The 26,067-nt window shown below is 74.4% G+C and carries 22 protein-coding genes; 14 read left to right on the top strand and 8 right to left on the bottom strand.

Annotated features, from left to right (window positions below):
* Window positions 1-83: 83 nt before the first annotated feature.
* Complete coding sequence (locus IH25_RS0100525; RefSeq protein ID WP_394298407.1) at window positions 84-878, bottom strand: RNA polymerase sigma factor; 795 nt, start codon at window positions 876-878, stop codon at window positions 84-86.
* A 273-nt stretch (window positions 879-1,151) separates the two neighbouring features.
* On the opposite strand from IH25_RS0100525, the gene IH25_RS0100520 reads away from it, so the two are divergent.
* The gene (locus IH25_RS0100520; protein WP_245172647.1) at window positions 1,152-3,110 is read left to right on the top strand and encodes a cell division protein PerM; all 1,959 of its coding nucleotides are present in this window, start codon (window positions 1,152-1,154) and stop codon (window positions 3,108-3,110) included.
* 50 nt (window positions 3,111-3,160) lie between these two features.
* Here the strand turns inward: IH25_RS0100520 and IH25_RS38895 are convergent, their stop codons facing one another.
* The gene (locus tag IH25_RS38895; RefSeq protein ID WP_030600929.1) at window positions 3,161-4,096 is read right to left on the bottom strand and encodes a hypothetical protein; all 936 of its coding nucleotides are present in this window, start codon (window positions 4,094-4,096) and stop codon (window positions 3,161-3,163) included.
* Between the two features lie 284 nt (window positions 4,097-4,380).
* Between IH25_RS38895 and purN the strand changes: the two genes are divergently transcribed.
* On the top strand, window positions 4,381-5,019 hold the full coding sequence (gene purN / locus IH25_RS0100510) for a phosphoribosylglycinamide formyltransferase (protein ID WP_030600924.1): 639 nt from the start codon (window positions 4,381-4,383) through the stop codon (window positions 5,017-5,019).
* Window positions 5,016-6,581: a bifunctional phosphoribosylaminoimidazolecarboxamide formyltransferase/IMP cyclohydrolase gene (gene purH, locus IH25_RS0100505; RefSeq protein WP_030600921.1), complete on the top strand. Its 1,566-nt coding sequence runs from the start codon at window positions 5,016-5,018 to the stop codon at window positions 6,579-6,581. Before purN ends, purH begins: the two co-directional genes overlap by 4 nt.
* A 126-nt stretch (window positions 6,582-6,707) precedes the next feature.
* On the opposite strand, the gene IH25_RS0100500 is transcribed toward purH, so the two are convergent.
* Window positions 6,708-7,274, bottom strand: a complete 567-nt coding sequence (locus IH25_RS0100500; RefSeq protein ID WP_030600918.1) for a hypothetical protein — start codon at window positions 7,272-7,274, stop codon at window positions 6,708-6,710.
* Window positions 7,275-7,516: 242 nt separating this feature from the next.
* On the opposite strand from IH25_RS0100500, the gene IH25_RS0100495 reads away from it, so the two are divergent.
* The 4 genes from IH25_RS0100495 to IH25_RS0100480 all read left to right on the top strand — a co-directional run bounded on the left by IH25_RS0100495 (window position 7,517) and on the right by IH25_RS0100480 (window position 11,851).
* Window positions 7,517-8,371 (top strand): bifunctional methylenetetrahydrofolate dehydrogenase/methenyltetrahydrofolate cyclohydrolase, encoded by an 855-nt coding sequence (locus IH25_RS0100495; RefSeq protein ID WP_030600916.1) that lies wholly within the window; start codon window positions 7,517-7,519, stop codon window positions 8,369-8,371.
* Between the two features lie 25 nt (window positions 8,372-8,396).
* Window positions 8,397-8,834, top strand: coding sequence for a DUF3017 domain-containing protein (locus tag IH25_RS0100490; RefSeq protein ID WP_209445249.1), 438 nt, complete (start codon window positions 8,397-8,399; stop codon window positions 8,832-8,834).
* Between the two features lie 202 nt (window positions 8,835-9,036).
* A complete protein-coding gene (locus IH25_RS0100485) occupies window positions 9,037-10,533 on the top strand; it encodes an XRE family transcriptional regulator (RefSeq protein ID WP_030600910.1) in 1,497 nt (498 codons plus the stop codon).
* Window positions 10,534-10,861: 328 nt separating this feature from the next.
* Window positions 10,862-11,851 carry a malate dehydrogenase gene (locus tag IH25_RS0100480; RefSeq protein WP_030600907.1) on the top strand — a complete coding sequence of 330 codons (990 nt, stop codon included), beginning with the start codon at window positions 10,862-10,864 and terminating at the stop codon, window positions 11,849-11,851.
* A gap of 222 nt (window positions 11,852-12,073) precedes the next feature.
* On the opposite strand, the gene IH25_RS0100470 is transcribed toward IH25_RS0100480, so the two are convergent.
* Window positions 12,074-12,895: a serine hydrolase domain-containing protein gene (locus IH25_RS0100470; RefSeq protein ID WP_030600904.1), complete on the bottom strand. Its 822-nt coding sequence runs from the start codon at window positions 12,893-12,895 to the stop codon at window positions 12,074-12,076.
* Between the two features lie 60 nt (window positions 12,896-12,955).
* Window positions 12,956-14,362, bottom strand: a complete 1,407-nt coding sequence (locus IH25_RS0100465) for an MFS transporter (RefSeq protein WP_037654055.1) — start codon at window positions 14,360-14,362, stop codon at window positions 12,956-12,958.
* 100 nt (window positions 14,363-14,462) lie between these two features.
* Here IH25_RS0100465 and IH25_RS0100460 point away from each other — a divergent pair, with 100 nt between their 5' ends.
* The 6 genes from IH25_RS0100460 to IH25_RS0100435 all read left to right on the top strand — a co-directional run bounded on the left by IH25_RS0100460 (window position 14,463) and on the right by IH25_RS0100435 (window position 22,941).
* Window positions 14,463-15,380 (top strand): LysR family transcriptional regulator, encoded by a 918-nt coding sequence (locus tag IH25_RS0100460; protein WP_037654053.1) that lies wholly within the window; start codon window positions 14,463-14,465, stop codon window positions 15,378-15,380.
* Window positions 15,381-15,554: 174 nt separating this feature from the next.
* The gene (locus tag IH25_RS0100455; protein ID WP_030600895.1) at window positions 15,555-17,075 is read left to right on the top strand and encodes an aldehyde dehydrogenase family protein; all 1,521 of its coding nucleotides are present in this window, start codon (window positions 15,555-15,557) and stop codon (window positions 17,073-17,075) included.
* Between the two features lie 140 nt (window positions 17,076-17,215).
* A complete protein-coding gene (locus IH25_RS0100450) occupies window positions 17,216-18,751 on the top strand; it encodes a GMC family oxidoreductase (RefSeq protein ID WP_030600892.1) in 1,536 nt (511 codons plus the stop codon).
* Window positions 18,748-20,037 carry a quaternary amine ABC transporter ATP-binding protein gene (locus IH25_RS0100445; RefSeq protein WP_051753585.1) on the top strand — a complete coding sequence of 430 codons (1,290 nt, stop codon included), beginning with the start codon at window positions 18,748-18,750 and terminating at the stop codon, window positions 20,035-20,037. The genes IH25_RS0100450 and IH25_RS0100445 overlap by 4 nt, the downstream gene beginning before the upstream one ends.
* Window positions 20,037-21,989 (top strand): ABC transporter permease, encoded by a 1,953-nt coding sequence (locus tag IH25_RS0100440; RefSeq protein ID WP_030600887.1) that lies wholly within the window; start codon window positions 20,037-20,039, stop codon window positions 21,987-21,989. Before IH25_RS0100445 ends, IH25_RS0100440 begins: the two co-directional genes overlap by 1 nt.
* Window position 21,990: 1 nt before the next feature.
* Complete coding sequence (locus IH25_RS0100435; RefSeq protein ID WP_030600884.1) at window positions 21,991-22,941, top strand: ABC transporter substrate-binding protein; 951 nt, start codon at window positions 21,991-21,993, stop codon at window positions 22,939-22,941.
* A 24-nt stretch (window positions 22,942-22,965) separates the two neighbouring features.
* Here the strand turns inward: IH25_RS0100435 and IH25_RS0100430 are convergent, their stop codons facing one another.
* The 3 genes from IH25_RS0100430 to IH25_RS0100420 are packed head-to-tail and all read right to left on the bottom strand — an operon-like array spanning window position 22,966 to window position 24,625.
* Window positions 22,966-23,688: an isocitrate lyase/PEP mutase family protein gene (locus IH25_RS0100430; RefSeq protein WP_030600882.1), complete on the bottom strand. Its 723-nt coding sequence runs from the start codon at window positions 23,686-23,688 to the stop codon at window positions 22,966-22,968.
* A complete protein-coding gene (locus IH25_RS0100425; protein WP_030600879.1) occupies window positions 23,685-24,128 on the bottom strand; it encodes a carboxymuconolactone decarboxylase family protein in 444 nt (147 codons plus the stop codon). Before IH25_RS0100425 ends, IH25_RS0100430 begins: the two co-directional genes overlap by 4 nt.
* A complete protein-coding gene (locus tag IH25_RS0100420) occupies window positions 24,125-24,625 on the bottom strand; it encodes a carboxymuconolactone decarboxylase family protein (RefSeq protein WP_030600876.1) in 501 nt (166 codons plus the stop codon). The genes IH25_RS0100425 and IH25_RS0100420 overlap by 4 nt, the downstream gene beginning before the upstream one ends.
* 47 nt (window positions 24,626-24,672) lie before the next feature.
* On the opposite strand from IH25_RS0100420, the gene pdxR reads away from it, so the two are divergent.
* Window positions 24,673-26,064 carry a MocR-like pyridoxine biosynthesis transcription factor PdxR gene (pdxR, locus tag IH25_RS0100415; RefSeq protein WP_030600873.1) on the top strand — a complete coding sequence of 464 codons (1,392 nt, stop codon included), beginning with the start codon at window positions 24,673-24,675 and terminating at the stop codon, window positions 26,062-26,064.
* The last annotated feature ends 3 nt before the right edge of the window (window positions 26,065-26,067 follow it).

The raw sequence follows: 26,067 nt of genomic DNA, 5'->3' as shown, positions 1-26,067 counted from the left end.
GCCCCATCACCGGCCGACCCGCCCCATCACCGGCCGACCCGCCCACCACCGGCCGACCCGCCCACCACCGGTCGGCCCGGGCTTCACCGTGGCTCCGGGAACACCCTCTCCGGGCCGTTGGTCTCCGCCTTCCTCAGCTTCTCGCGCAGGGCCCGTTCCTCCCGGGACAGCGGGCCCATCACCCCCGCCGCCGGCACCCCCCGCACCGCCTGGGCCGGAGCGATCGGCGGCTCGTAGCGCGTCGGCGCCGTCCGCAGCGTGAGCGTCGTGGCGCCGACGATCGTCACCGTGAAGGCGATGGCCGCCCGGGTCCAGAAGACGTTCCGGCGTTCGGAGCCGGTGCGCACCTGGGTCGGCCGGGCCGAGCCCAGCCGCTCGGCCGAGGCGAGTTCGAGCAGCCGGCGGTGGAGCGCGGCGGGATCCGCCAGCTCCGGCAGCCGCGCGGCCACCGCCTCGCGCGCATGGGTCAGCCGGCTGGCGGCGGCCGGGGTGCTCGCCTCCGTCTCCGCCGCCGTCTCCGGCAGGTCGAGCCCCACCCCGTCGTACAGGACGAGCGTGCGCCGGTACGCCGGCGGCAGCGTGAGCAGCGCGTGCAGCAGTTCCCGGTCGGCCGGGTCGGCGGGCGGGGGCTCCGGGGACCGGTGGCGGGGGCGGAAGCGGTGCCAGGGGGAGAGCGCGCAGTCGTACGCCACCGCGCGCACCCATCCGGCCGGATCCCGGTCCCGGGCCACGTCCGGCCAGCGCTGCCAGGCCAGCTGGAAGGCCCGTTCCACCGCCTCGCGGGCCAGCTCCCGGCGCCCGGTGAGCAGGTAGGTCTGGCGTACGAGGGCGGGGGCGCAGAAGGCGTAGAGGGCGTCGAAGGCTTGAGCGGGCGTCAACTGCCGTGGCTGGTCGGACGGGGCATCGGGCAGGCCGGCCCGTCGCTCCGGTCCGGCATCCGTGGTGTCCGGGGCCGTCCGCCCGGCCGGCTTCTGAACCGGCGTCAGCGGCCGGGACCGGCGCGGGCGTCGGCGGCTGTCCGACGGTGGCGGACCGGCAGGGTTCTGCGTCGTCACCATGCACCCTTTCGTACGAAAAAGAACATAAACATATATTGGGCGACACAGCGGCGGTTCGCCCGTTACACCGGGAAAGCGCGTGTCGTTGGGAGCATGGCGTGCGTGATCCGGATGACCGTGCGCTCCTCGTCGTCACCCGCCCTGTCCCGGCTGCGCGACCGCTCGCCCGGACTCGCCGCGAGCCTGCTGGGCGGAGCCGTCGCGGCCGGCCTGGGCCTCGGCGCCATGGCGGTCCTCGTCATGGCGCTGTGGGTCAGCTCGCCGTACCCCGACAGCGGACCGGCCGGCGCGCTGCACGTCACCGCCGCCCTGTGGCTGCTGGGGCACGGTGTCGAACTGGTCCGCACCGGCACGCTCTCCGGCACCCCCATGCCCGTCGGCGTCACCCCGCTGCTGCTGCTCGTCCTGCCGGTGTGGCTGCTGTACCGGGCGGCGCGGGACGCCACCGACGCGCCCGCCGAACCGGACGGCCCGCCACCGGTGCCCGCGCGCACGGCGTGGACCGGGGTGGTCCTCGGCTACCTGGGCGTCGGCGTCGCCGTGGCCCTGTACTGCTCCGGCGGTGAACTGCGTCCCCACTGGGGCTGGCTGACGGTATGTCTCCCGGCCGTGGTGGCGAGCGCGGCCGGTGCCGGGGTGTGGGCGGGTCACGGTTGCCCGGCCGAGCCCCTGCTGCGCGTGCTCGCGGTGCTGCCGGAACGGGTGCGCCGGCCGGTGTTCGGCACGGACGAGCGGGCCCGGCTGGGCGCGGCGGCCCGGGCCGCCGGTGCCGCCACCGCCGTGCTGCTCGGCGGCGGCGCCCTGCTGGTCGGGGTGTCGCTGGTGTGGCACGGCGCGGCGGCGCGGGCGTCCTTCCTCCAGCTGACGGAGGGCTGGACGGGCCGGTTCGCCGTGCTGCTGCTCGGCATCGCGCTGCTGCCCAACGCCGCGCTGTGGGCCGCCTCCTACGCCCTCGGCCCCGGGTTCGCCCTCGGCGCCGGGCACCTGGTCGGCCCGTTCGCGTCCGACCCCGCCCCGCTGCTGCCGCCGTTCCCGCTGCTGGCCGCGGTGCCGGAACCGGGTGCCGGTACCCCGCAGCACTGGGTGGTGGGGCTGGTGCCGGCGGTGGCCGGGATGACGGCGGGGTGGTTCGTGGCGCGGGCGGCGGTACGGCCGCCGGGACCCGGGGAGCCGGCCCGGGCCCGCTGGTCGGCCGGCCAGACCGCCGGGGTGGTGCTGCTGACGGCGGCGGTCTGCGCGGCGGCCGTCGCCCTGCTCACCGCCCTGGCCGGCGGCCCCCTGGGCGTGGCCGCGCTGTCCCGTTTCGGCCCGCTGTGGCCGCGCGCCGGGGGAGCGGCCGGGCTCTGGACGCCGGTGTTCGCGCTGCCGGTGGCACTGATCGTCCGCGCCTGGCGGCTGCTGCGCGGCCGGCGCCCGCGACCGGCGGAGGGGACGGGGAGTACGGCGCCGGAGGCGGCGCGAGGGGAGCAGGGGGACGGCGTGACGGTGGCCCGCGTGCCCTCGGCCCCGGCGGGGCCGGAGGCGGTCGGAGAGGCGCCGGACACCGGCGGGGTGACGGGCCCCGGCACGAGTCGGGCGGCGGAAGCGGGCGCTCCCGGGACTCCGGCCGGGGCCGGTACGGTGCCGGGACCGGCCGGCCGCGAGGATGGCGCCGGGACCGGGCGGTGGGGCTGGGGCAGGCGGAAGGTGCCCGCGCGGGCGGAGGCCGAGGCCGCCGAGGAGGACCTCTACGACTTCCTCCCCGCCGCGGACCCGTTCCCCACGCCGTTCACCGAGCCCCGTACCGGCGACTGGCACGACGACGTGGCCCGCGCCTCGCGCTGGGCGGCCCTGCGGCAGGCCGCGTCCGGCCCCGCCGCCCCACCGGCCACCGATCCACCCCTGGCCGACCCACCCCTGGCCGACCCGCCCCCGGCCGGGCTGTCACCTGCCGAGCCGTCGGCCGCCGAGCAACCTTTTGCCGGGCAACCCCTCGCCGAGCCGCCGTCCGCCGGGCAGCCGCCCGCCGACCCGGAACAACCGCCCGAGCGCCGCCCCGGCTCCACCGGGTGAGCGGGCCCCGGGCGACAGGCGCCGAGCGACCCCGGGTGAGACCGGCGGCCTCAGCCGTCCTGGTCGCCCAGTACGCCCCGCAGCTCGTGCGGCAGCAGGGTCTCGCAGGACTGCTTGGCCTCATGGGTGAGGGCGTCGCCGACGCAGGTGTAGTAGTCGCGGTAGACCAGCTGGACGGTGAACGTGGAGGCCACCAGCACCAGCGCCAGGGACGCCGTGATCAGGCCGCCGACGGCCGCCGTCGTCTGCGGGCGGCCGGGCGGGGCCGCCGGGGCGTCCGGGGCCTGGGAACGCGGCTTGGCGCGCAGCGCGCTGCTGCCCCAGTACAGGGACAGCGCGCCCAGCAGCAGCGCCACGTACGGCCAGCTGAACAGCACGAAGAAGACGGCCCACATGCCGGAGAGCAGGGCGAACCGCGCGCGCCGCTGGGCCGGGTCCCTCGGGTCCCAGCGCATGCCGGGGCCGGTCGGTCCGCCGGGCCCCTGCGGTCCGCCGCCCGGTCGCCGGCCGAAGCCGTCGGAGGAGCGCCCGGGCTGCCGGTCACTCCACTGACTGCCCCAGGGCGCCTGCCCCTGACCGGGACCCTGACCCTGACCCTGCCCGGGACCCTGTCCCGCACCGGCCCCCGGCCACGGGGCGTACCCATGGTCCTGACCATGACCTTGACCCTGGCCCTGCTGTCCCGCGTCGGACCCCTGACCCGGCCCGTGTCCGGGACCGCCCGCACCCCCGGGATGTCCCTGATTCCCCGGAGTCCGGGGCCGCCAGGGCCGGTCCGGAGCGCCCTCCGGCGGCGGCGCGAACGGATTGTCGTCCTGCCGCTCGCCACCCTGCCCGAAACCGCCCCGCCCGGCGCCGTCGCCCCCGCCTCCCGGAGTGTGGGCCGGCGGCGAGGACGGGCGCTCGCGCAGCAGTGCGGCGCCCCGCTCGCCTCCCTGGGCCGGGCGCGGCGGGAACGTGAGGTGTCGCAGGCTGCGATCGGGCATCAAAAGAGCGTCTTCCCCTGGGTGACTACGGCAGTTTCCGTCGTGAGCTTCCTCTGCGTGAACGCACCGCACGACGACCGCGTTCCCGAGGTTGCTCTTTCGTGATTCCCCGCGAACGCTACCGTCCGGCCGGCCACCCGTCCCGAGGGGCCCGTCCGGAGTGCCGGTATCGTTGCTGACGGCCGGCCGCTTCGTAGACTTCCCCGTATCCGGGGGCGTGAAGCATTCGTACGACCGTACAAGCCGGCCGAACACGGATCGCACCCCCGAGAAAGGGCCCCATCGTGGCCGCCACCTCCGCCGGCCCGGCAGTCAAGCGCCTCGTCGTGCTGGTCTCCGGCTCCGGCACCAATCTGCAGGCGTTGCTGGACGAGATCGCCGCCGTCGGCCCGGAGACGTACGGCGCCCGGGTCGTGGCCGTGGGCGCCGACCGCGAAGGCATCGAGGGGCTGGCCCGGGCCGAGCGCGCCGGCATCCCCACGTTCGTGCGAAAGGTCAAGGACCACGGCACCCGCGAGGAGTGGGACGCCGCCCTCGCCGAGGCCGTCGCCGCGCACGAGCCCGACCTCGTGGTCTCCGCCGGGTTCATGAAGATCGTCGGCAAGGAGTTCCTGGCCCGGTTCGGCGGACGCTTCGTCAACACCCATCCCGCCCTGCTCCCCAGTTTTCCCGGCGCCCACGGCGTCCGCGACGCGCTCGCGTACGGGGCCAAGGTGACCGGATGCACCGTCCACTTCGTCGACGACGGCGTCGACACCGGGCCGATCATCGCCCAGGGCGTGGTCGAGATCCGCGACGAGGACGACGAGAGCGCGCTGCACGAGCGCATCAAGGAAGTCGAGCGAAGGCTGCTCGTAGAGGTCGTGGGACGGCTCGCCCGCCACGGCTATCGCATTGAGGGACGAAAGGTAGTTATCCAGTGACCGCCGAGAGCAACGCCAAGCGGGCCATCCGCCGTGCGCTTGTCAGCGTCTATGACAAGACCGGGCTCGAAGAGCTGGCCCGCGGGCTGCACGAGGCCGGTGTGGAGCTGGTCTCCACCGGCTCCACGGCCGGCCGGATCGCCGCCGCCGGCGTCCCCGTCACCAAGGTCGAGGAGCTGACCGGCTTCCCCGAGTGCCTGGACGGCCGGGTGAAGACCCTGCACCCCAAGGTGCACGCGGGCATCCTCGCCGACCTGCGCCTGGACAGCCACCGTGAGCAGCTCGCCGAGCTGGGCGTGGAGCCGTTCGACCTGGTCGTGGTGAACCTCTACCCGTTCCGCGAGACCGTCGACTCCGGCGCGTCGCCCGACGAGTGCGTGGAGCAGATCGACATCGGCGGCCCCTCGATGGTCCGCGCCGCCGCCAAGAACCACCCGTCCGTGGCCGTGGTCACCAGCCCGGAGCGGTACGCCGACGTCCTCGCCGCGGTCCAGGGGGGCGGCTTCGACCTCGCCGCGCGCAAGCGGCTGGCCGCCGAGGCGTTCCGGCACACCGCGGAGTACGACCTCGCCGTCTCCTCCTGGTTCGCCGCGTCCTACGCCCCCGCCGACGACTCCCGCTTCCCGGACTTCACGGGCACCACCTACACGCGCAAGGCCACCCTGCGCTACGGCGAGAACCCGCACCAGGACGCCGCCCTGTACGTGGACGGCACCGGCGGCCTCGCCGAGGCCGAGCAGCTGCACGGCAAGGAGATGTCGTACAACAACTACACGGACACGGACGCCGCCCGCCGTGCCGCGTACGACCACGACGAGCCCTGCGTCGCGATCATCAAGCACGCCAACCCCTGCGGCATCGCGGTCGGCGCGGACGTCGCCGAGGCCCACCGCAAGGCGCACGCCTGCGACCCGGTCTCCGCGTACGGCGGTGTGATCGCCGTGAACCGGCCGGTCAGCAAGGAGATGGCCGAGCAGGTCGCCGAGATCTTCACCGAGGTCATCGTGGCCCCGGACTACGAGGAGGGCGCGCTGGAGGCCCTCGCCAAGAAGAAGAACATCCGCGTGCTGAAGGCCCCGGGCGCCCCGGCGAGCGCGGGCGAGGCCAAGCACATCGACGGCGGTGTGCTGCTCCAGGTCACCGACCGGCTCCAGGCCGACGGCGACGACCCCGCCCACTGGACGCTGGCCAGCGGCGAGGCGCTCTCCGAGGCGGAGCTGAAGGAACTCGCCTTCGCCTGGAGGGCCTGCCGCGCGGTGAAGTCCAACGCGATCCTGCTCGCCAAGGACGGCGCCTCGGTCGGTGTCGGCATGGGCCAGGTCAACCGCGTCGACTCCTGCAAGCTGGCCGTCGAGCGGGCCGGCGCGGAGCGGGCCCGGGGTGCCTACGCGGCCTCCGACGCCTTCTTCCCCTTCCCCGACGGCCCGCAGATCCTGATCGACGCCGGGGTCCGGGCGATCGTCCAGCCGGGCGGCTCGATCCGCGACGAGCAGGTCGTGGAGGCCGCCAAGGAGGCGGGCGTGACCATGTACTTCACGGGCACGCGCCACTTCTTCCACTGAGCCCCGTACCTGAGCGTGGTCCCGATCGCCGGCCGGCGGTCGGGACCGGGACCGTACGGCACAGGCCGCGTCCCGTCCGAGCGGACGGGACGCGGCCTGTGGAGTGTGCCGGTGTGCTGTCGCGGCTCAGTACCGCGGGCGGTTGAACCAGGCCGAGCCCTTGGAACCGCCGACGAAGCAGGCGATCAGGATGGCGAGCACGGTGTGCACCAGGCCGACGAGGATGAACGGGTAGATGCCGAGGATCGCGGTGATGATGCCGTAGATCAGCGTCGTGATGCGGACGCCGTTGCCGCCGTTGCCGAACTTGAGCGCCAGCACGATGGTGAGCACCGCCCAGGCCACGGCGAACAGCGTGAGCCCCCACAGCAGGCCCGAGGAGTAGTCGGCGAGCTGCTGGAAGCCGGCGTCGTCCTTGAGTTCGTTGTCGTTCTTCGCGGCGTTCACGCCGATGGCGCCGAACGCGAACAGGCCGGCGCCGACGACCTGGAGGGCGACGATCACCCACATCATCACCCGGGCCGCGCTGACGGTGCCGGGCATGGTCTCGGGCGCCGGCGGCATGCCGTACGCGCCGACGGGCGGCGCCTGCGGGTAGCCGTAGCCGGGCTGCTGGCCCTGCTGCGGATAGCCGTAGCCCGGCTGCTGCGCCTGCGGGGCGCCGTAGGGGTTGTTCGGGTCGCCGAAACTCATGGCGGACTTCCTCCGTCGTGTTGCTCAAGTGCGGGGACGACGCGCGGCACGGTGCGGAGGAGAGTTCTACAGAAATGCGGTCCGTCCCCCCGGTACTGCCCGCGGCACTGTGTGCTCATCGTTCTTTAACAGCGTCTTACTTGTCCAGCCGGGCCAGGAGGTGTTGTGCAAGTGCAACCTCGTCAACCGCGCCGTGACACCCGGATTGGAACCGGGGCCGGGTCATCCGCGAGGATGGGGACATGACCGCCCAGATTCTCGATGGCAAGGCCACCGCAGCCGAGATCAAGTCCGATCTGACCGCCCGCGTGGCGGCGCTGAAGGAGAAGGGCGTCACGCCCGGCCTCGGCACGATCCTGGTCGGGGACGACCCCGGCAGCCAGAAGTACGTCGCCGGCAAGCACCGCGACTGCGCCCAGGTGGGCATCGCCTCCATCCAGCGCGAGCTGCCCGCCACCGCCACCCAGGAGGAGATCGAGGCGGTCGTCCGCGAGTTGAACGACGACCCGGCCTGCACCGGCTACATCGTCCAGCTGCCGCTGCCCCGGGGCATCGACGAGAACCGCGTCCTGGAACTGATGGACCCGGCCAAGGACGCCGACGGCCTGCACCCGATGAACCTCGGCCGGCTGGTCCTCAACGAGCCCGCCCCGCTGCCCTGCACCCCCAACGGCATCCTCACCCTGCTGCGCCGCCACGGCGTGGAGATCAAGGGCGCCGAGGTCGTGGTCGTCGGCCGCGGTGTCACCATCGGCCGCCCGATGCCGCTGCTGCTCACCCGGCGCAGCGAGAACGCCACCGTCACCCAGTGCCACACCGGCACCCGTGACCTGTCCGCCCACCTCAAGCGCGCCGACATCGTCATCGCGGCGGCCGGCTCCCCGCACCTGATCCGCGCCGAGGACGTCAAGCCCGGCGCGGCCGTCCTGGACGTCGGCGTCTCCCGCAACGCCGAGGGCAAGATCGTCGGCGATGTCCACCCGGACGTGACCGAGGTGGCCGGCTGGATCTCCCCGAACCCCGGCGGTGTCGGCCCGATGACCCGGGCCCAGCTGCTGGTCAACGTGGTCGAGGCGGCGGAGCGCAGTGCCGGCTGAGGACGCCCGCGGGCACACGGAACCGATGGTGCGCGACGCGGTCAGCGCCCCGGACGCCACGGGACGCCCGCGCCGCGTCACCCGCCGCTTCCCGCTCTTCACGCGGGACACCGCCCGGCCCGAGGGCGGTGGCCGGGCCGCGCCCGGCGGAGCGCCGGCGCCCGCCCGGCAGTGGCCGCTGCTCACCGTCGTCGGCCTGGTCGCGCTCGGCCTGCTCATCACCGCGCTGGACGAGTTCCGCGCGGGCACGCTGATCATCGGCCTCGCCCTGCTGGGCGGCGCGGTGCTGCGCTGGCTGCTGCCCGATGTCGGCATGCTCGCCGTACGCTCCCGCTTCACGGACATCGCCACCTACGGCGTCCTGGGCCTGGCGATCGTCCTGCTGGCGCTGATGATCCAGCCCGACCCGCTGCTGAAACTGCCCTTCCTGAAGGACATCCTGCACTTCACGCTCACCAAGTAGCGCCCGCCGTACGCCAGGTGGCCCGCGCCCGCCCGCCGGGAGGCGCGGGCCACCTGCCGTACCGCCTCGTTCCCGCGTCGGCTGCCGGCCTTCGCGCTGGTGTGCGTCCGGCCCGGGGAACTGGAATCCTTGGTCAGCGCATCCCTGTGGGTGGCCGGGGTGCGGGAGATCCACAGCACGACCGGGGGAAGAGGGGGAACCCATGCCTCGATGGAAAGCCTTGCCGGACGATCTGGACCCGCAGATCAGGGAGTTCACCGACGAACTGCGGCAACTCGTGGACCGCAGCGGTCTGGGCATCGCGGCACTGGCCGACCGGACGGGCTACGGTGCGACGTCCTGGGAGCGGTACCTGGGCGGCCGGCTGCTGGCGCCCAAGGGCGCGGTCATCGCCCTCGCCGAGGTCACCGGCACCCCGCCGGGCCCGCTGACCACCCTGTGGGAACTGGCCGAACGCTCCTGGAGCCGGGCGGAACTGCGGGACGGCAGCACGCTGCAGGCGCTGCGGATCGCGGAGGGCGAGAGCGACCGGAAGAGCGCCGGGGAGGGCGTCGGACCGAGCCTCGGCAAGGGCGTGGGCCAGGCCGCCGGGACGGGTGTCGGCCAGGCCGTCGGCAAGGGTGTCGGCGTCAGCGCCGGACAGGGCGTCGGCAAGGGGCTCGGCAAGGGCTCCGGGAAAGGCTCCGGTAAGGGCGGCGCCGGCAGCTCCGGCCCCGGCTGGGTCACGCCGGCCATCCCGGCCCAGCCGTCGGCCCGGGACGCCGCCACCGGCGTCCGCGACGGCGCGGCGGACGGCCCGGGGAACGGGAGCGGCGGGCGTACGGCCGGCGGCGACGCGGGCACGGCCACCCGGGACGGCTCCGGCTCCGGCTCCGACGCGGTGAGCGGGAGTGGCTCCGGCGCGGCGGCCGGCGGTGCGGGCGCGCCCGTCAAGAACTCCTGGGGCGTGGCCGGTTACCGAGGCCCCTCCCAGGCGAGCGCCCGCCCGGGAGCCCGGCCCCCGGGCCGCCCGAACACGACCGCGGCCACCACCCCGCCCGGCTTCCTCGGCGGCCTGGCCGGACTCGACGCCACCCGCCCCCTCGGCACCCCGCCCGCCGGAACCCCTTCCATCGGTACCCCGCCCGCCGGCACCCCGTCCGCCGGTGCCGTGCCCGGTCCCGCCCGCACTCCCAAGGGGCGCCCCGCGCCGGGAGAGCGCTGGTCCGCGCGCCGTCAGCAGGTGGTGATGTTCTTCGCCGGGCTGGTCGGCGTGCTCGCCCTCATCGGCGGGGTCTTCTACGTCACCCACCGCGGCGGCGACGGCACGGCCGCCGGGTCCGGGTCGCCCTCCCCGTCGGCCTCCGCCCCGGCCACCCCGCCGCCCGGCGTCAAGTGCGCCGGGTCCGCCTGCACCGGCAAGGACGCCGAGGCCATGGGGTGCGGCGGCGACCAGGTGTCCACCGCCAAGACCGCCACCGTGGGCACCACCACCCTGGAAGTCCGCTACAGCAAGGTGTGCGGCACGGTCTGGGGCCGGATCACCAGCGGCGCGCCCGGCGACACGGTGCGGGTCACCGCGGGCAAGGAGCGGCAGACGGGGGACATCACCGCCGCGGGGGACACCATCGGGTACACCCCGATGGTCGCGGTACGGAACCCGGCCCAGGCCAGGGCGTGCGCCACGCTCGCCTCGGGGCAGACCGGCTGCACGGAGTGAGAAATTCCGGCGGGCGCGCATAGGCGGCCGGATCCCGGGCACGCGAACCGTACCCCCACGGGAGTCCGGATCTCCGGCCCCCCCACCGGCGGCCGTCGTCGTCCCTCCTCTCCCGGACGGCGGACGGCCGCTGTTCGTTGGGGGACTCGCACGCCGCCGGCCAGGCGTTACGCCCCTCTGGTCCCCTTGTGGGGTGAGCCACACGGCCCCGGGGGTCTCACATGCCGGATGCGCGATAGCCTGACCGCTGATCTCTCTTGATACCAAGAGATCGATCATCCGCCCGGGGCAGGGACGCCCCACCGCCAGCTGTCATACGGAGAACGCCATGACCCGCACTCCCGTGAACGTCACCGTCACCGGCGCGGCCGGCCAGATCGGTTACGCCCTGCTCTTCCGCATCGCCTCCGGCCAGCTGCTCGGCGCGGACGTGCCGGTCAAGCTGCGCCTCCTGGAGATCACCCCCGCGCTGAAGGCCGCCGAGGGCACGGCCATGGAGCTGGACGACTGCGCCTTCCCGCTGCTCCAGGGCATCGACATCACCGACGACCCGAACGTGGCGTTCGACGGCGCCAACGTGGCCCTGCTGGTGGGCGCCCGCCCGCGCACCAAGGGCATGGAGCGCGGTGACCTGCTGGAGGCCAACGGCGGCATCTTCAAGCCGCAGGGCAAGGCCATCAACGACCACGCGGCGGACGACATCAAGGTGCTCGTCGTCGGCAACCCGGCCAACACCAACGCGCTCATCGCGCAGGCCGCCGCGCCGGACGTCCCGGCCGAGCGCTTCACCGCGATGACCCGCCTGGACCACAACCGCGCGCTGACCCAGCTCGCGAAGAAGACGGGCAGCTCGGTCGCCGACATCAAGCGCCTGACCATCTGGGGCAACCACTCCGCCACCCAGTACCCGGACATCTTCCACGCCACCGTCGCCGGCAAGAACGCCGCCGAGGTCGTGAACGACGAGCAGTGGCTGGCCGAGGACTTCATCCCGACCGTCGCCAAGCGCGGTGCCGCGATCATCGAGGCCCGTGGCGCCTCGTCGGCCGCCTCCGCCGCCAACGCCGCCATCGACCACGTCCACACCTGGGTCAACGGCACCGCCGAGGGCGACTGGACCTCCATGGGCATCCCGTCGGACGGCTCCTACGGCGTCCCGGAGGGCCTGATCTCCTCCTTCCCGGTCACCTGCAAGGACGGCAAGTACGAGATCGTCCAGGGCCTGGAGATCAACGAGTTCTCCCGCACCCGCATCGACGCCTCCGTCAAGGAGCTGGCGGAGGAGCGCGAGGCGGTCCGCGCCCTCGGCCTCATCTGAGCCGGCGCGAGGTGACTCCGGCGGCCGGTGTGGGCTATAGTTGATCACACACCGGCCACCGGAACTCCCGGAAGCCGACTGTGCGTTGGTGGTCCAAGGAAAGACGCCCCGCTTCCTGCGGGGAGATGCAGGTGCAAGGCCTGCCCGGCGCTCCACACACGAGGTCCCCTTCCGCTGCGACGGAAGGGGACCTCGTCGTTTCCGGCTTCGCCGACGCGGGCCCTACGCCCGTCGCAGCAGCGCGATCCCGGCCCGGTCGGTGTCCTCCGCCCGGCCGTTCAGCCGGTGCACCACGGCCCACCGCCCGTCCGCCGTCGCCCCGGCGAACACCGACGCGTCCCGGGTGGCGCCGTTGTGCCAGTACAGCGGCCCCGCCGACTGCCAGCCCACGGCCGGCTCGCCCAGCCGGCGTTCCACCAGCAGCGCCACGACGAGCGCGGCGACCGCACGCGGCGTCGCCCACAGGCCGCCCGCCGGGAGGATCGCCGCGTCCATCGTCCAGGGCCCGCGCCGCGTCCCCGGCAGCAGACCGGGTGCCGTGAGCCGCCGCGCGGGAGCCGGGCGGGCGGTCACCTCGGTGACGCCCGTCGGCCGCAGGACGTGCGCCTCCAGCAGTTCCTCGTACGATGCCCCGCCCGCGGCGGCCAGCGCGGCGCCGAGGACGGCGTACCCCAGGTTGGAGTACTCCTCGTCGCCCGGCGGGCGCACGGTGACGGTGTCCAGGCCGCGCACCAGCCGCTCCAACTCCGCGTGGCCGAAAGTCGCGTACGGGTCCCGGCGTCCGAGGCCGGGTGGCAGCCGGGGGAGTCCCGAGGTGTGCCGGGCCAGGTGCAGCAGGGTGATGCCGGTGCCGGACGGTGCCGGCAGCCACCGCTCGACGGGGTCGCCGGGCTCGACCACGCCCGCCTGGGCCAGCCGGGCGAGCAACGTGCCGGTCAGCGCCTTGGTGAGGGAGCCGATCTGTACGAAGCGGTCCAGCGCGTGGCCGCCGCTCACCCGGGGCGGGGCCGCGTCGGTCAGTACACAGGCCGGGATACGGCGCACGGCGGGTCCTCTCGGTCGGGGCCCGCATTGTGTGCCGTCGAGTGAGGGCCGACGTATGTTTCAGGCCACCGGCTCCCGTGTCGCTGGAGTCGTCGGCGTCTCCGGAGCCGTGCGGGGCGGCCGGCCGGGGGTGCGGTGGCCGGTGACGACCAGGACCGTCGCCGCCAGGACCGTCAGTCCCACCACCCGCAGGGCCGGGCCCATGCCGCTCGCGAAGTCGGTGTGGCCCGCCAGGGCGGTGCCGGCGACGGCGACACCGAGGGCGGCGCCGATCTCGCGGGCCGAGGTGCCGAGGCCGGAGCCGAGGCCCGCCTGGTGCGCGGGCAGGGACACCACCACGCCCAGGGTGAGGGCCGGCATGGCCATGCCCGTGCCCGCCGAGATGACCAGCAGCCAGCAGGCGTACAGCGGGTACGGGGTGTGGGCGTCCGCCGTGGACGCGGCCAGCAGACCGAGGCCGATCAGCGCCAGCCCCGTGCCGACCACCGGACGCGGACGCGCCGACCACCGGGCCGCGAACCTCGGGACCAGGGCCATGCCGACGATCAGCGGCACGATCGCGACCCCGGTCACGGCCGGGCCGTAGCCCTTGACCTGTTGCAGGTACTGCGAGTTGACGAAGAACAGGGCGAACAGGCCGAAGAAACCCGTGGCCAGGCCCAGGGTGGTCGCCCGCAGCCCGGCGGAGCGGAACACCCTCGGGTCGAACAGCGGGGCGCGCGAGCGCAGGGCGTGCCCGGTGAACGCGGCCAGCAGCAGGGCGCCCGCCGTGAACGCGGTCAGGATGCGCGCCGAGGTCCAGCCGTGGCCGGGCCCCTCGATGATGCCGAACAGCACCGCGACCAGCCCGGTGATGAGCAGCAGGGTGCCGGCCGGGTCCGGGCTGCCCTGCGCGGAGCGGGCGGTGCGCGGGGTGGTCACCGCCACGGCGGCGGCGAGCACGGCCGCCAGCGGCACCATCGCGGCGAACAGCGCCCGCCAGGACAGGTACTGGCCGGCCAGCCCGCCGCCCAGGTTGCCCGCCATGCCGCCCAGCCCGATGGCCAGCGTCCAGGACGCCATCGCCTGGGCGCGGCGCTCCGGCCCGGCCAGGTGCACCAGGATCGACATCGTCGCCGGGGTGATCAGCGCGGCCCCGGCGCCGGACAGGCCCCGGCCCGCGACCAGCAGCGCCGGATCGGGGGCCAGCGCGCTGGTCGCGGCGCCCGCGGCGAACAGGGCGAGCCCCGCGAGCAGGGCGCCCTTGCGGCCGTGGCGGTCGCCGAGCGCGCCGGCCGGGATGAGCAGGCCCGCGAAGACGATGACGTAGGCGTCGACCGTCCACAGGATCTGGGTGTGCGAGGGGTGCAGGCCGGACGAACTCAGTTGCGGTATCAGCAGGTTGATCGCCGCGACCATGCTCTGCGCGACCAGGACACAGGCGCACAGCGTGAGCAGGACGGGGCGGGTCAGGGCGTGCGCCGGCACGGCTCCTCCCGGGAGCTGGTGGGTGGTGTGGGATGCGTCCTCACCGTAGGCTCGCCACCGACATGACTTCCAGTGCAACCTTCGCAAGGAATGCCTGCACATGACGCAATCCACGGGTCTGGACCTGAATCTGCTGGTCGCGCTGGACGTGCTGCTGGAGGAGGAGAGCGTGCAGGGCGCCGCCCGCCGGCTGCACCTGTCCGAGCCGGCGATGAGCCGCACCCTCGGCCGGATCCGCAAGGCGCTCGGCGACCCGGTGCTGGTCCGCGCCGGCCGCCGGATGGTGCCGACACCGCATGCGCTCGCGGTGCGCGCCGAGGTCGGCGCGGTGGTCGAGCGGGCCCGCGCCCTGTTCGCGCCGGGCCGGGACACCGACCTGCGCACGGTGACCCGCACCTTCACCGTCCTCGGCCACGACATGATCGCCGCCACCCACGGCGCCGCCCTCCTCGCCCGCGCCGCCCGCGAGGCCCCCGGCATCCGCCTGCGCTTTTTGAGCGAGAGCCACACGGACGCCCCGTACCTGCGGCAGGGCATCGCCGACCTGGAGGTCGGGATGATCGACTCGGCCGCGCCCGAGGTGCACGTGGAGACCGTGCACGAGGACCGCATGCTCGGCGTCGTACGCGCCGGGCACCCGCTGCTGGAGGGCGAGGTGACGCCCGAGCGGTTCGCCGGGGCGGCGGGGCACCTCATCGTCTCCCGGCGCGGCCGACAGCGCGGGCCCGTCGACGACGCCCTGGCCGGACTCGGCCTGAGGCGCCGGGTGGTGGGCAGCGTCGGCAGCTATCCGGCCTCCCTGTTCGTGCTGCGCGACACCGACCTCATCGGGCTGATCACCGAATGGGGCCGCCCGCTGGCCGACGCCCTCGGACTGGTCCCCTTCGAGATCCCGCTGCCACTGCCCAAGATCACGGTGGGGTTCGCCTGGCACCCGCGCCACGACGCCGACCCGGCCCACGCCTGGCTGCGCGACTGCGTACGGGAGCTGCTGACGCCGGGGCCGGCGGGCGGATAGCCGGGTCCGCCTTCCGTTTTCATCCGTTATCACCCCCGTTTTCCGTGACCCCGAGCACGTTCGGCCACCGATTCCGCATGCGGGGCCGGGGCCCTGGGCAGGCGGCGACGGTCCCCGAGCGTGACATGCGTGTGACACAGGGGCACCGAACAGGAACGGAAGGCAACACCGATCATGGCGGACAGAACGGAACGACAGCCCCAGGCGACCATCCACGCGGACGGCGCGTGGCTGGCAGCGGTCTCCGGCGCGACCCGGGAGATCCTCGACCCCGCGGACGCCCGGCCGTTCGCCGTGGTCGCCGAGGGCGACGAGAAGGACGCCGACCGCGCGGTGGCCGCCGCCCGGCAGGCCTTCGACCACGGCCCCTGGCCCGGCACCCCGGCCGCCGAACGCGCCGCGCTGCTGCGCCGCGTCGCCGGCCTCCTCGTGCGCGACCGCGAGGAACTCGGCCTGCTGGAGAGCCGGGACGCGGGCAAGACCGTCGAGGAGGGCCGCGTCGACATCGACTGTGTCGCCGACGCCTTCCGGTACTTCGCGGACCTGGTCGCCGCCGAGGCCCCCGGCCGGGTGGTCGACGCGGGCTCGCCCGACATCCACAGCGTGGTCGTCCACGAACCGGTCGGCGTCTGCGCGCTGATCACCCCCTGGAACTATCCGCTCCTCCAGGCAAGTTGGAAGATCGCCCCGGCGCTCGCGGCCGGCAACACCTTCGTGGTCAAGCCCAGCGAGATCACCCCGATGACCACCATCGCGCTGATCGAGCTGCTCGCCGAGGCCGGTCTGCCCGCCGGAGTGGCCAACCTCGTCACCGGCCCCGGCCACACCGTCGGCGCCCGGCTGGCCGAGCACCCCGACGTCGACCTGGTCTCCTTCACCGGCGGCCTGGCCAGCGGGACCAAGGTCGCCCAGGCCGCCGCGCCCACCGTCAAGAAGGTCGCCCTCGAACTCGGCGGCAAGAACCCCAACGTGGTCTTCGCCGACGCCTGCGCCACCGAGGAGGGCTTCGACACCGCCGTGGACCAGGCCCTCAACGCGGCCTTCATCCACAGCGGCCAGGTCTGCTCGGCCGGCGCCCGGCTCATCGTCGAGGAGTCCGTCCGCGAGCGCTTCGTCACCGAACTCGCCCGCCGCGCCCAGAAGATCAGGCTCGGCCGCGGCACCGCGGACGGCGTCGAGTGCGGTCCGCTGGTCTCCGAGCAGCAGCGCGCCAAGGTCGAGGCGTACGTCGCCTCCGCCCTGGCGGAGGGTGCCGTCCTGCGCTGCGGCGGCAAGCGGCCCGAGCCGTCACCCGAGCGCCCCGCGACCGGCTGGTTCTACGAGCCCACCGTCCTCGACGCCTGCCACCGCGAGATGCGCGTCGTCCGCGAGGAGGTCTTCGGCCCGGTCCTCACCGTCGAGACCTTCCGCACCGAGGAGGAGGCCGTCCGCCTCGCCAACGACACCGAGTACGGCCTGGCCGGCGCGGTGTGGAGCGCGGACACCGCGAAGGCCCGCCGGGTGGCGTCCCGGCTGCGGCACGGCACCGTCTGGATCAACGACTTCCACCCCTATCTGCCGCAGGCGGAGTGGGGCGGCTTCGGCCGGAGCGGCACCGGCCGCGAACTGGGCCCCGCCGGGCTCGCCGAGTACCGCGAGACCAAGCACGTCTACCAGAACCTCGCGCCGAAGCCGGTGCGCTGGTTCGCCGGCTGACGCCCGGCCGGCGGCTGACCCCCCTTCAGCCCGCCGGCCGATCGCCTCGGCCCACCGGCCGGCCTCCGTCAGCCCTTCCGCACCTCCGCCCCGCACCTCCTCACCTCCGAACCGAGCAGAGCCCCTGGAGTAGTACCCCCATGCCCGACACCACCCCCCACGTCTACGACTACGTCGTCATCGGCGGCGGCACGGCAGGGTCCGTCATCGCCTCCCGCCTCACCGAGAACCCGGATGTCACCGTCGCCGTCATCGAGGGCGGCCCGAGCGACGTCGGCCGCGACGACGTCCTCACCCTGCGCCGCTGGATGGGCCTGCTCGGCGGCGAACTCGACTACGACTACCCGACGGTGGAGCAGCCCCGCGGCAACTCCCACATCCGGCACAGCCGCGCCCGCGTCCTCGGCGGCTGCTCCTCGCACAACACCCTCATCTCCTTCAAGCCCCTGCCCTCCGACTGGGACGAGTGGGAGGCCGCCGGCGCCAAGGGCTGGGGCGCCGTCCCCATGGAGGCCTACTTCGCGCGCCTGAAGAACAACATCGTCTCCGTCGACGAGAAGGACCGGAACGCCATCGCCCGCGACTTCGTCGACGCCGCCCGGTCGGCGCTCGGGGTACCCCGCGTCGAGGGCTTCAACCGCGCGCCGTTCACCGAGGGCGTCGGCTTCTTCGACCTCGCCTACCACCCGGAGGACAACAAGCGCTCCTCCGCCTCCGTCGCCTACCTCCACCCGGTGATGGACGAGCGCCCGAACCTGACGATCCTGCTGGAGACCTGGGCGTACAAGCTGCGGCTGGACGGCACCCGCGCCGAGGGCGTGCACGTGCGCACCAAGGACGGCGAGGAGCTGCTGATCCGGGCCCGCGAGGAAGTCGTGCTGTGCGCGGGCGCCGTCGACTCCCCGCGCCTGCTGCTGCACTCCGGCATCGGCCCCCGCGCCGACCTCGAAGCGCTCGGCATCCCCGTCGTGCACGACCTGCCGGGCGTCGGCGAGAACCTGCTCGACCACCCCGAGTCGGTCATCGTCTGGGAGACCCACGGCCCGATCCCGGAGAACTCGGCGATGGACTCCGACGCGGGCCTGTTCGTGCGCCGCGACCCGGAGCACGCCGGACCGGACCTGATGTTCCACTTCTACCAGATCCCGTTCACCGACAACCCGGAGCGCCTCGGCTACGAGCGGCCGGAGTACGGCGTCTCCATGACCCCCAACATCCCCAAGCCGAAGAGCCGCGGCCGCCTCTACCTGACCAGCGCCGACCCCTCCGTCAAGCCGGCCCTCGACTTCCGCTACTTCACCGACGAGGACGACTACGACGCCCGGACCCTGGTCGACGGCATCCGCATCGCCCGCGAGGTCGCCAAGGCCGAGCCGCTGGCCGGCTGGCTCAAGCGCGAGGTGTGCCCCGGCCCGGAGGTCACCGGCGACGCCGAGCTGAGCGAGTACGCCCGCAAGGCGGCCCACACCGTCTACCACCCGGCCGGCACCTGCAAGATGGGCGCCGCCGACGACGAACTCGCCGTCGTGGACCCCGAGTTGCGCATCCGCGGTCTCGACGGCATCCGCATCGCCGACGCGTCCGTCTTCCCCACCATGCCCGCCGTGAACCCGATGATCGGGGTGCTCATGGTCGGGGAGAAGGCCGTCGACCTGATCGGAGGTGACCTGCGATGACCCTCACCGTCCCCACCCGCAAGCCGCCCACCACGGCCGAGCCCGTCTTCTCGGTGTCCGGCCTGTGGAAGGTCTTCGGCCCCAAGCCCGAACGCGTCCCCGCCGACCCGGAGCTCACCGCGCTGACCCCCGCCGAGCTGCGCTCCCGCACCGGCTGCACGGCCGCCGTCCGGGACGTCTCCTTCGACGTCCGCAAGGGCGAGGTCTTCGTCGTCATGGGCCTGTCCGGCTCCGGCAAGTCCACCCTGGTCCGCTGTCTGACCCGGCTGATCGAGCCGACGGCGGGCACCATCGCCATCGACGGCGAGGACGTCCGCGCGATGGACCGGGCCCGGCTGCGCGAACTGCGCCGGCACCGGGCCGCGATGGTCTTCCAGCACTTCGGGCTGCTCCCGCACCGCACCGTCCTCGACAACGTCGCCTACGGCCTGGAGATCCAGGGCGTCGGCCGCTCCGAACGCCGGGAGCGCGCCGCCGAGTTCGTCGCCAAGGTCGGCCTGGCCGGCATGGAGAAGCGCCGCCCCGGCCAGCTGTCCGGCGGCCAGCGCCAGCGGGTGGGCCTCGCCCGGGCCCTGGCCGTGGACCCCGAGGTGCTGCTCTTCGACGAGCCGTTCAGCGCCCTGGACCCCCTCATCCGCCGGGACATGCAGGACGAGGTGACCCGGCTGCACCGGGAGGAGGGCCGCACGATGGTGTTCATCACCCACGACCTGAGCGAGGCCCTGAAACTCGGCGACCGCATCGCCCTGATGCGCGACGGCCGCGTGGTGCAGCTCGGCACCCCCGAGGAGATCGTCGGCGCCCCGGCCGACGACTACGTCCGCGAGTTCGTCCGGGACGTCCCCCGCGAACAGGTGCTGACCTGCCGTACCGCCATGCGCCCGGTGTCCCCCGAGGACGCCGCGCACGGCCCGGCCCTGCGCCCCGAGGCCACGGTCGCCGAGGCCATCGAGGCGGTGGCCCGGGCGGGCGCCCCGGCCCGGGTGATGGACGCGGGCCGCTGCCTGGGCGTGGTCGACCACGACCGGCTGCTGGGCGTCGTGGCGGGCGTCACCCCCGAAGCCCCGGCCGGAACCATCACGGCACCCGCCTCGGCCGGAACCGCCACGGCGGTGAGCGACGCGCCCGCCCCTGTCGCCGGTGACGCCTCCGCCTCTGCCGCAGGCGCCCGTGCCGCCGGCAACGCACCCGCCCCGGGGAACCCCGCACCCGGCGAGCGCCGCGACCGCCGCGACCGCCGCCCGGCACCCGAGGCCCCCGCGAGCAGCACCCGGGAGGCCGTCTGATGGCGACGCTCAGTCTCCCCACCGCCCGGACCAAGGCCCCCCGCCTGCTCAGGAGCCGGGCCGCCGCCAAACTCCTCCTCCTCGCCCTGCTCACCGCCGTCCTCCTCCCCGTGCTCAGCCGCTGGGGCAACGGCACCTGGCCGCACTCCCTGACCGTCAGCCTCGACAAACCCCTCGCCTCCGCCAGCGACTGGGTCATCGACAACCGGGACAGCCACCCGCTGTTCCTGTACTTCCTCGGCCACCTCAGCAACGCGGTCGTCGTCGCCGTACGCGCCGTCTACCTCACCCTCCTCGCGGCGGGCTGGGCCGGTGTCACGGTCTTCGGCGCCCTGCTCGCCTGGCGCCTGGCCGGTCTCCGCCTGGCCGCCGGCACGGCCGTCGCCTTCCTGGCCTGCGGAGCCCTCGGCATGTGGGTGCCGACCATGCAGACCCTCGCCCTGATGGTCGTGGCGGTCCTCGCCTCCGTCGTCGTCGGCGCGCTCCTCGGTCTCGCCGCGGGCCTCTCCGACCGGCTCGACCGCGCCCTGCGCCCGGTCCTGGACACCATGCAGGTGCTCCCGGCCTTCGCCTACCTCCTCCCCGTCGTCCTGGTCTTCGGCATCGGCGTGCCCGCGGCCGTCCTCGCCACCGTCGTCTACGCCGCCCCGCCGATGGCCCGCCTCACCGCGCTCGGCCTGCGCGGAGCCGACCCCGAAGTCCTGGAGGCCGTGGAGTCGCTCGGCGCCACCCGCCGCCAGCGGCTGCTGACCGCCCGCCTCCCGCTGGCCCGCCAGGAGCTGCTGCTGGGCCTCAACCAGACGATCATGATGGCGCTGTCCATGGCCGTCATCGCCGCCGTCATCGGCGCCGGCGGCCTCGGCGACCGCGTCTACCAGGCGCTCGCCTCGGTCGACGTCGGCGCGGCCCTCGCCGCCGGCATCCCCCTGGTCCTGCTCGCGATCGTGCTGGACCGGCTCACCTCGGCGGCGGGCGACGGCACCGCCCGCCCGGAGACCGGCGCCCGGACGGGGCTCGTCGCCTGGGCCGTCCTCCTGGCCGGCACCGTGGCCGCCGCCCTCGCCGCCCGGCTGCTCGGCGCGACCGACTGGCCCGCCGGCTGGTCCCTGGAGATCGCCGCACCGGTCAACCGGGCCGTCGACTGGATGACCGACCACCTCTACTCCGGCGTCCCGGTCGTCGGCGGCACCGCCGACTGGGCGGGGCACTTCACCACCTGGGTGCTGGACCCGGTCCGCGCCGGGCTGCAAGGGATGCCCTGGTGGTCGGTGCTGCTCGTGGTCGCCGCCCTGGCCTGGCCGATCGGCACCTGGCGCACCGCGCTGACCGCCGTCCTCGCCATGGCCGCGATCGGTGTGCTCGGGGTGTGGGAGCCGTCGCTCGACACCCTCTCCCAGGTGCTGGCCGCCGTCGCCGTCACCCTCGTACTGGGCCTGGCCACCGGCATCGCCGCGGCCCGCAGCGCCCGCGTCGACCGCGCCCTGCGCCCGGTCCTGGACGTGTTCCAGACCATGCCGCAGTTCGTGTACCTGATCCCGGTCGTCGCCCTGTTCGGCGTCGGCCGCGCCCCCGCCGTCGCCGCGGCCGTCGTCTACGCCCTCCCGGCCGTCGTCCGGATCACCGCGCAGGGCCTGCGCCAGGTCGACCAGGCGGCGCTGGAGTCCGCGCGCTCGCTGGGCGCGACCGGACGGCAGCAGCTGTGGCAGGTGCAGCTCCCGCTGGCCCGGCGCGCGCTGCTGCTCGCCGTCAACCAGGGCGTGGTCCTGGTCCTCGCCGTCGTCATCATCGGTGGCCTGGTCGGCGGCGGCGCCCTCGGCTACGACGTCGCCTTCGGCCTCGCCCAGGGCGACCTGGCCACCGGTCTGGTGGCCGGCGCCGCCATCGTCTGCCTGGGCCTGATGCTCGACCGGGTGACCCAGCCGGCCCGGGGCCGCGCGGGGAAGGGAGCCTGACATGCGCCGCATCGCGATCACGGCCGCCGTGGCCGCCCTGGCCCTGACCACCGGCTGCGGCGCCGCCGACATGACCAAACAGGCCAGCCCGTTCGCCAACGCCCGGGGCGCGAAGACGGTCACCCTGTCCGTGCAGTCCTGGGTGGGCGCGCAGTCCGACGCGGCCGTCGCCCAGTACATCCTGGAGCACAAGCTCGGCTACCGCGTCGACACCGTCCAGGTCGACGAGGTGCCGGCCTGGGACGCGCTCAGCCAGGGCCGGGTCGACGCCCTGCTGGAGGACTGGGGCCACCCGGAGCAGGAGAAGCGCTACGTCGAGGAGAAGGGCACGGTCGCGCCCGGCGGCGGCCTCGGGGTGACCGGCCACATCGGCTGGTTCGTGCCGACGTACCTCGCCAGGCAGCACCCGGACATCACCGACTGGCGGAACCTGGACAAGTACGCCCCGCTGTTCCGCACCGCCGAGAGCGGCGGCAAGGGACAGCTGATGGACGGCTCCCCGTCCTACGTCACCAACGACAAGGCGTTGGTGAAGAACCTGAAGCTGGACTACCAGGTCGTCTTCGCCGGCTCCGAGGCCGCGCAGATCACCCAGATCAAACGGTTCGCCAAGGAGAAGAAGCCCTTCCTGACGTACTGGTACGCACCCCAGTGGCTGTTCGAGAAGGTGCCGATGACGGAGGTGAGGCTGCCGCCGCACAAGGAGGGCTGCGACGCCGACCCGGCGAAGGTCGCCTGCGGCTACCCGCACACCCCGCTGAAGAAGTACCTCAACGCGGACTTCGCGAAGTCCGGCGGCGAGGCGGCGGCCTTCCTGAAGAAGTTCCGGTGGACCACCGAGGACCAGAACGAGGTGTCGCTGATGATCGCCGAGCAGAAGCTCTCGCCGGCCGAGGCGGCGGAGAAGTGGGTGGACAGCCACCCGTCCGTGTGGAAGAAGTGGCTGCCCTGACCGGACACCCCCGGCCTGCCCGGCCTACGGCAGCAGCCCGGCGGCGATCTCCCGCAGCGCGGCCGCCGTCCGCCGCTGCAGGCCCGGCCCGAACGTGACGCGGGTGGCCCCGAGTTCGCCGAGCGCGGCGGGCGAGGGGCCGTCCCCGTCCAGCCGGGCCAGCAGGTTCAGCGGGCCCTCGATCCCCGACCGCAGCAGCGGCACCAGCTCGGCCGGGGCGAGGATCGGGTAGACGCAGTCGGCGCCCGCCGCGCGGTACAGCGCGGCCCGCTCGATGGCCCGCTCCGGATCGCCGTCGCCGTGCACGAACACGTCGATGCGGGCGTTGACGAACAGCCGGTCGGCGGCGGCCCGGCGCACCCCGGCGAGGAACTCGGCGTGCGCGTGCGGGTCCTTGAGGACACCCCCGTCCGAGTCCTCGAGGTTGCAGCCCACGGCGCCGGCCTCCAGCAGCCGTTCGACCAGTTCCTCGGGCGCGAGCCCGTAGCCGCCCTCCACGTCCGCCGAGACCGGTACGTCCACCGCCCGCGCGATCCGGGCGACGGCCGCGAACATCTCGTCGGCCGGGGTGGCCCCGTCCGTGTACCCGAGGGAGGCGGCCACCCCGGCGCTCGGCGTGGCCAGCGCCGGGAAACCGGCCTCCGCGAGGACCCGCGCGGCGGCGGCGTCCCACGGCCCGGGCAGCACCAGCGGATCACCCGGGGCGCGCCCCCGGTGCAGGGCGCGGAACTGCTCCGCCTTGCTCATGGCTGCCGCCCTCCCGGTGGCACACGGCGGCTGACCATCAGGCGGTTCCAGCCGTTGATGACGGTGATCAGGGCGATGAGGTGGGCGAGCGCCGCCTCGTCGAAGTGCTTGGCGGCGGCCTCGTACACCTCGTCGGGCACGAACCCTTCCGTGAGCACGGTGACCGCCTCGGTGAGCGCCAGCGCGGCCCGCTCCCGCTCGCTGTAGAGGTCCTCGGTCTCCTCCCAGGCGCTCAGGAAGTGGATGCGGTCCTCGGACTCCCCGTGCTTGCGGGCCAGGCCCAGGTGCATGTCGAGGCAGAACGCGCAGTGGTTGATCTGCGAGGCGCGGATCATCACCAGTTCGGCCAGGCCCGGATCGCCGAGCCCCTTCTTGGCCGCCGCGCTGACCGCGGCCATCGCCTGGGCGACCTTCGGGTCCAGCAGCTGGGTACGGTTCACTTGTGCTGCCCCGGGTGGTAGTGGCCCGGAGGCGTCCGGGTGGACACGCCGAACCGGTTCCAGGCGTTGATCACGGCGATGGCGGCGATCAGCCGGGAGAGCTCGGCCTCGTCGAAGTGCTTGGCGGCCCGCTCGTAGACCTCGTCCGGCACGAAACCGTCCGTGAGGACGGTGATCGCGTCGGTCAGCTCCAGGGCCGCCAGCTCCTTCTCGGTGTAGAAGTGCCGGGACTCCTCCCAGGCGCCGAGCTGGACGATCCGCTCCACGCTCTCGCCGGCCGCGAGGGCGTCCTTGGAGTGCATGTCGAGGCAGCGCGCGCAGTGGTTGACCTGGGAGGCGCGGATCTTGACCAGCTCGCGCAGCCGGGGGTCCAGGCCCTGGTTGGCGACGGCGTCCAGCTGGATCATCGCCTTGTAGACCTCGGGCGCGTGCTGGGCCCAGCGCAGCCGCGCGGGCTCTTCGGGGGCGTAGGTGACGGGTTCCTCGTGCGTGCTCATGTCTTCGACCCTAGGAGCGAGGCAGCCCAGGGGTATGGTCCATTCCCATGGCGGAATCCTGGGCCACTTTGGGCGTCGACCTGCATCTCGAACCGGCTCTCGCGGGGGGCCTGCGCCGGGGCCTGACCGACGCCCTGCGGGACGCGGTGCGCACCGGCCGGCTGGCCCCCGGCACCCGGCTGCCGTCCTCCCGGACCCTCGCCGCCGACCTCGGCATCGCCCGCAACACCGTCGCCGAGGCCTACGCCGACCTGGTCGCGGAGGGCTGGCTCACCGCCCGGCAGGGCTCCGGCACCCGGGTCGCCGACCGGGTGGTGGCCCCGCCGCCCGCCCCGTCCGGGCCGGGCCGCCGGGAGCCCGGCCGCCCCGCCCACAGCCTGGTCCCCGGCACCCCCGATCTCGCCGCCTTCCCGCGCGCCGAGTGGCTCAAGGCCGCCCGCCGGGCGCTGGCCACGGCCCCCTCCGACGCCCTCGGCTACGGCGACCCGCGCGGCCGGCGCGAACTGCGCACCGCCCTCGCCGGATACCTGGCCCGGGTCCGGGGCGTGCGCGCCACCCCGGACACCGTCGTGATCACCGCCGGCACCTCGCACGCCCTGCGCGTCCTCGGCACCCTGCTGCGGGCGCGCGGGGCGGACACGGTCGCGGTGGAGTCCTACGGCCTCGACGTGCACTGGCGGCTGCTGCGCGCGGCGGGCCTGGCCACCCCCGCGCTGCCCTACGACGCGCTCGGCACCGACCCGCGCCCGCCGGACGGCGCCGCGGCGGTCCTGCTCACCCCGGCCCACCAGTTCCCGATGGGCACCCCGCTGCACCCCGACCGGCGGGCCGCCGTCGTGGACTGGGCGCGGCGCACCGGCTCACTGGTGCTGGAGGACGACTACGACGGCGAGTTCCGCTACGACCGCCAGCCCGTCGGCGCCCTCCAAGGCCTGGACCCCGACCGGGTGGTCTACCTGGGCACCGCCAGCAAGTCCCTCGCGCCCGGGCTGCGGCTGGGCTGGATGGTGCTGCCGCCGGCCCTCGCGCAGGAGGCGGTGGCGGCCAAGGGGCACGTCGACACCGTAGGGGCGCTGGACCAGCTGACGCTGGCCGAGTTCCTCACCTCCGGCGCCTACGACCGGCACGTCCGCTCCGCCCGGCTGCGCTACCGGCGCCGCCGGGACGCCCTCACCGCGGCCGTGGCGGACCGGGCGCCGACGGTGCGGGTGACCGGCATCGCGGCCGGACTGCACGCGGTGCTGCGCCTCCCGCCGGGCCTGGAACAGCCGGTGGTCCAGGCCGCGGACCTCCAGGGCCTGGCCCTGCACGGCCTGTCCTACTACCGCCACACCGACGCGCCGCCCGACCCCTCGGACGCCCTGGTGGTCGGCTACGGCACCCCCTCGGACAGCGCGTGGACGGGAGCGTTGGAGGCACTGTGCCGGGTACTGCCATAAGGC

It is taken from the genome of Streptomyces achromogenes subsp. achromogenes (assembly GCF_000720835.1).
In the GTDB taxonomy this organism is placed as follows: Bacteria; Actinomycetota; Actinomycetes; order Streptomycetales; family Streptomycetaceae; genus Streptomyces; species Streptomyces achromogenes.
This window is presented reverse-complemented; position numbering and strand designations above follow the sequence as displayed.

Excerpts from the sequence above, each read along its gene's own strand:
- IH25_RS0100450 (WP_030600892.1), top strand. The coding sequence starts at position 17,216 with ATGCCCGACACCACCCCCCACGTCTACGACTACGTCGTCATCGGCGGC.
- IH25_RS0100420 (WP_030600876.1), bottom strand. The coding sequence starts at position 24,625 with ATGAGCACGCACGAGGAACCCGTCACCTACGCCCCCGAAGAGCCCGCG.
- pdxR (WP_030600873.1), top strand. The coding sequence starts at position 24,673 with ATGGCGGAATCCTGGGCCACTTTGGGCGTCGACCTGCATCTCGAACCG.
- IH25_RS0100485 (WP_030600910.1), top strand. The coding sequence starts at position 9,037 with ATGCCTCGATGGAAAGCCTTGCCGGACGATCTGGACCCGCAGATCAGG.
- IH25_RS38895 (WP_030600929.1), bottom strand. The coding sequence starts at position 4,096 with ATGCCCGATCGCAGCCTGCGACACCTCACGTTCCCGCCGCGCCCGGCC.
- IH25_RS0100500 (WP_030600918.1), bottom strand. The coding sequence starts at position 7,274 with ATGAGTTTCGGCGACCCGAACAACCCCTACGGCGCCCCGCAGGCGCAG.
- IH25_RS0100480 (WP_030600907.1), top strand. The coding sequence starts at position 10,862 with ATGACCCGCACTCCCGTGAACGTCACCGTCACCGGCGCGGCCGGCCAG.
- IH25_RS0100495 (WP_030600916.1), top strand. The coding sequence starts at position 7,517 with ATGACCGCCCAGATTCTCGATGGCAAGGCCACCGCAGCCGAGATCAAG.
- IH25_RS0100430 (WP_030600882.1), bottom strand. The coding sequence starts at position 23,688 with ATGAGCAAGGCGGAGCAGTTCCGCGCCCTGCACCGGGGGCGCGCCCCG.
- IH25_RS0100445 (WP_051753585.1), top strand. The coding sequence starts at position 18,748 with ATGACCCTCACCGTCCCCACCCGCAAGCCGCCCACCACGGCCGAGCCC.
- IH25_RS0100490 (WP_209445249.1), top strand. The coding sequence starts at position 8,397 with ATGGTGCGCGACGCGGTCAGCGCCCCGGACGCCACGGGACGCCCGCGC.
- IH25_RS0100435 (WP_030600884.1), top strand. The coding sequence starts at position 21,991 with ATGCGCCGCATCGCGATCACGGCCGCCGTGGCCGCCCTGGCCCTGACC.
- IH25_RS0100455 (WP_030600895.1), top strand. The coding sequence starts at position 15,555 with ATGGCGGACAGAACGGAACGACAGCCCCAGGCGACCATCCACGCGGAC.
- IH25_RS0100440 (WP_030600887.1), top strand. The coding sequence starts at position 20,037 with ATGGCGACGCTCAGTCTCCCCACCGCCCGGACCAAGGCCCCCCGCCTG.
- IH25_RS0100460 (WP_037654053.1), top strand. The coding sequence starts at position 14,463 with ATGACGCAATCCACGGGTCTGGACCTGAATCTGCTGGTCGCGCTGGAC.
- IH25_RS0100520 (WP_245172647.1), top strand. The coding sequence starts at position 1,152 with ATGGCGTGCGTGATCCGGATGACCGTGCGCTCCTCGTCGTCACCCGCC.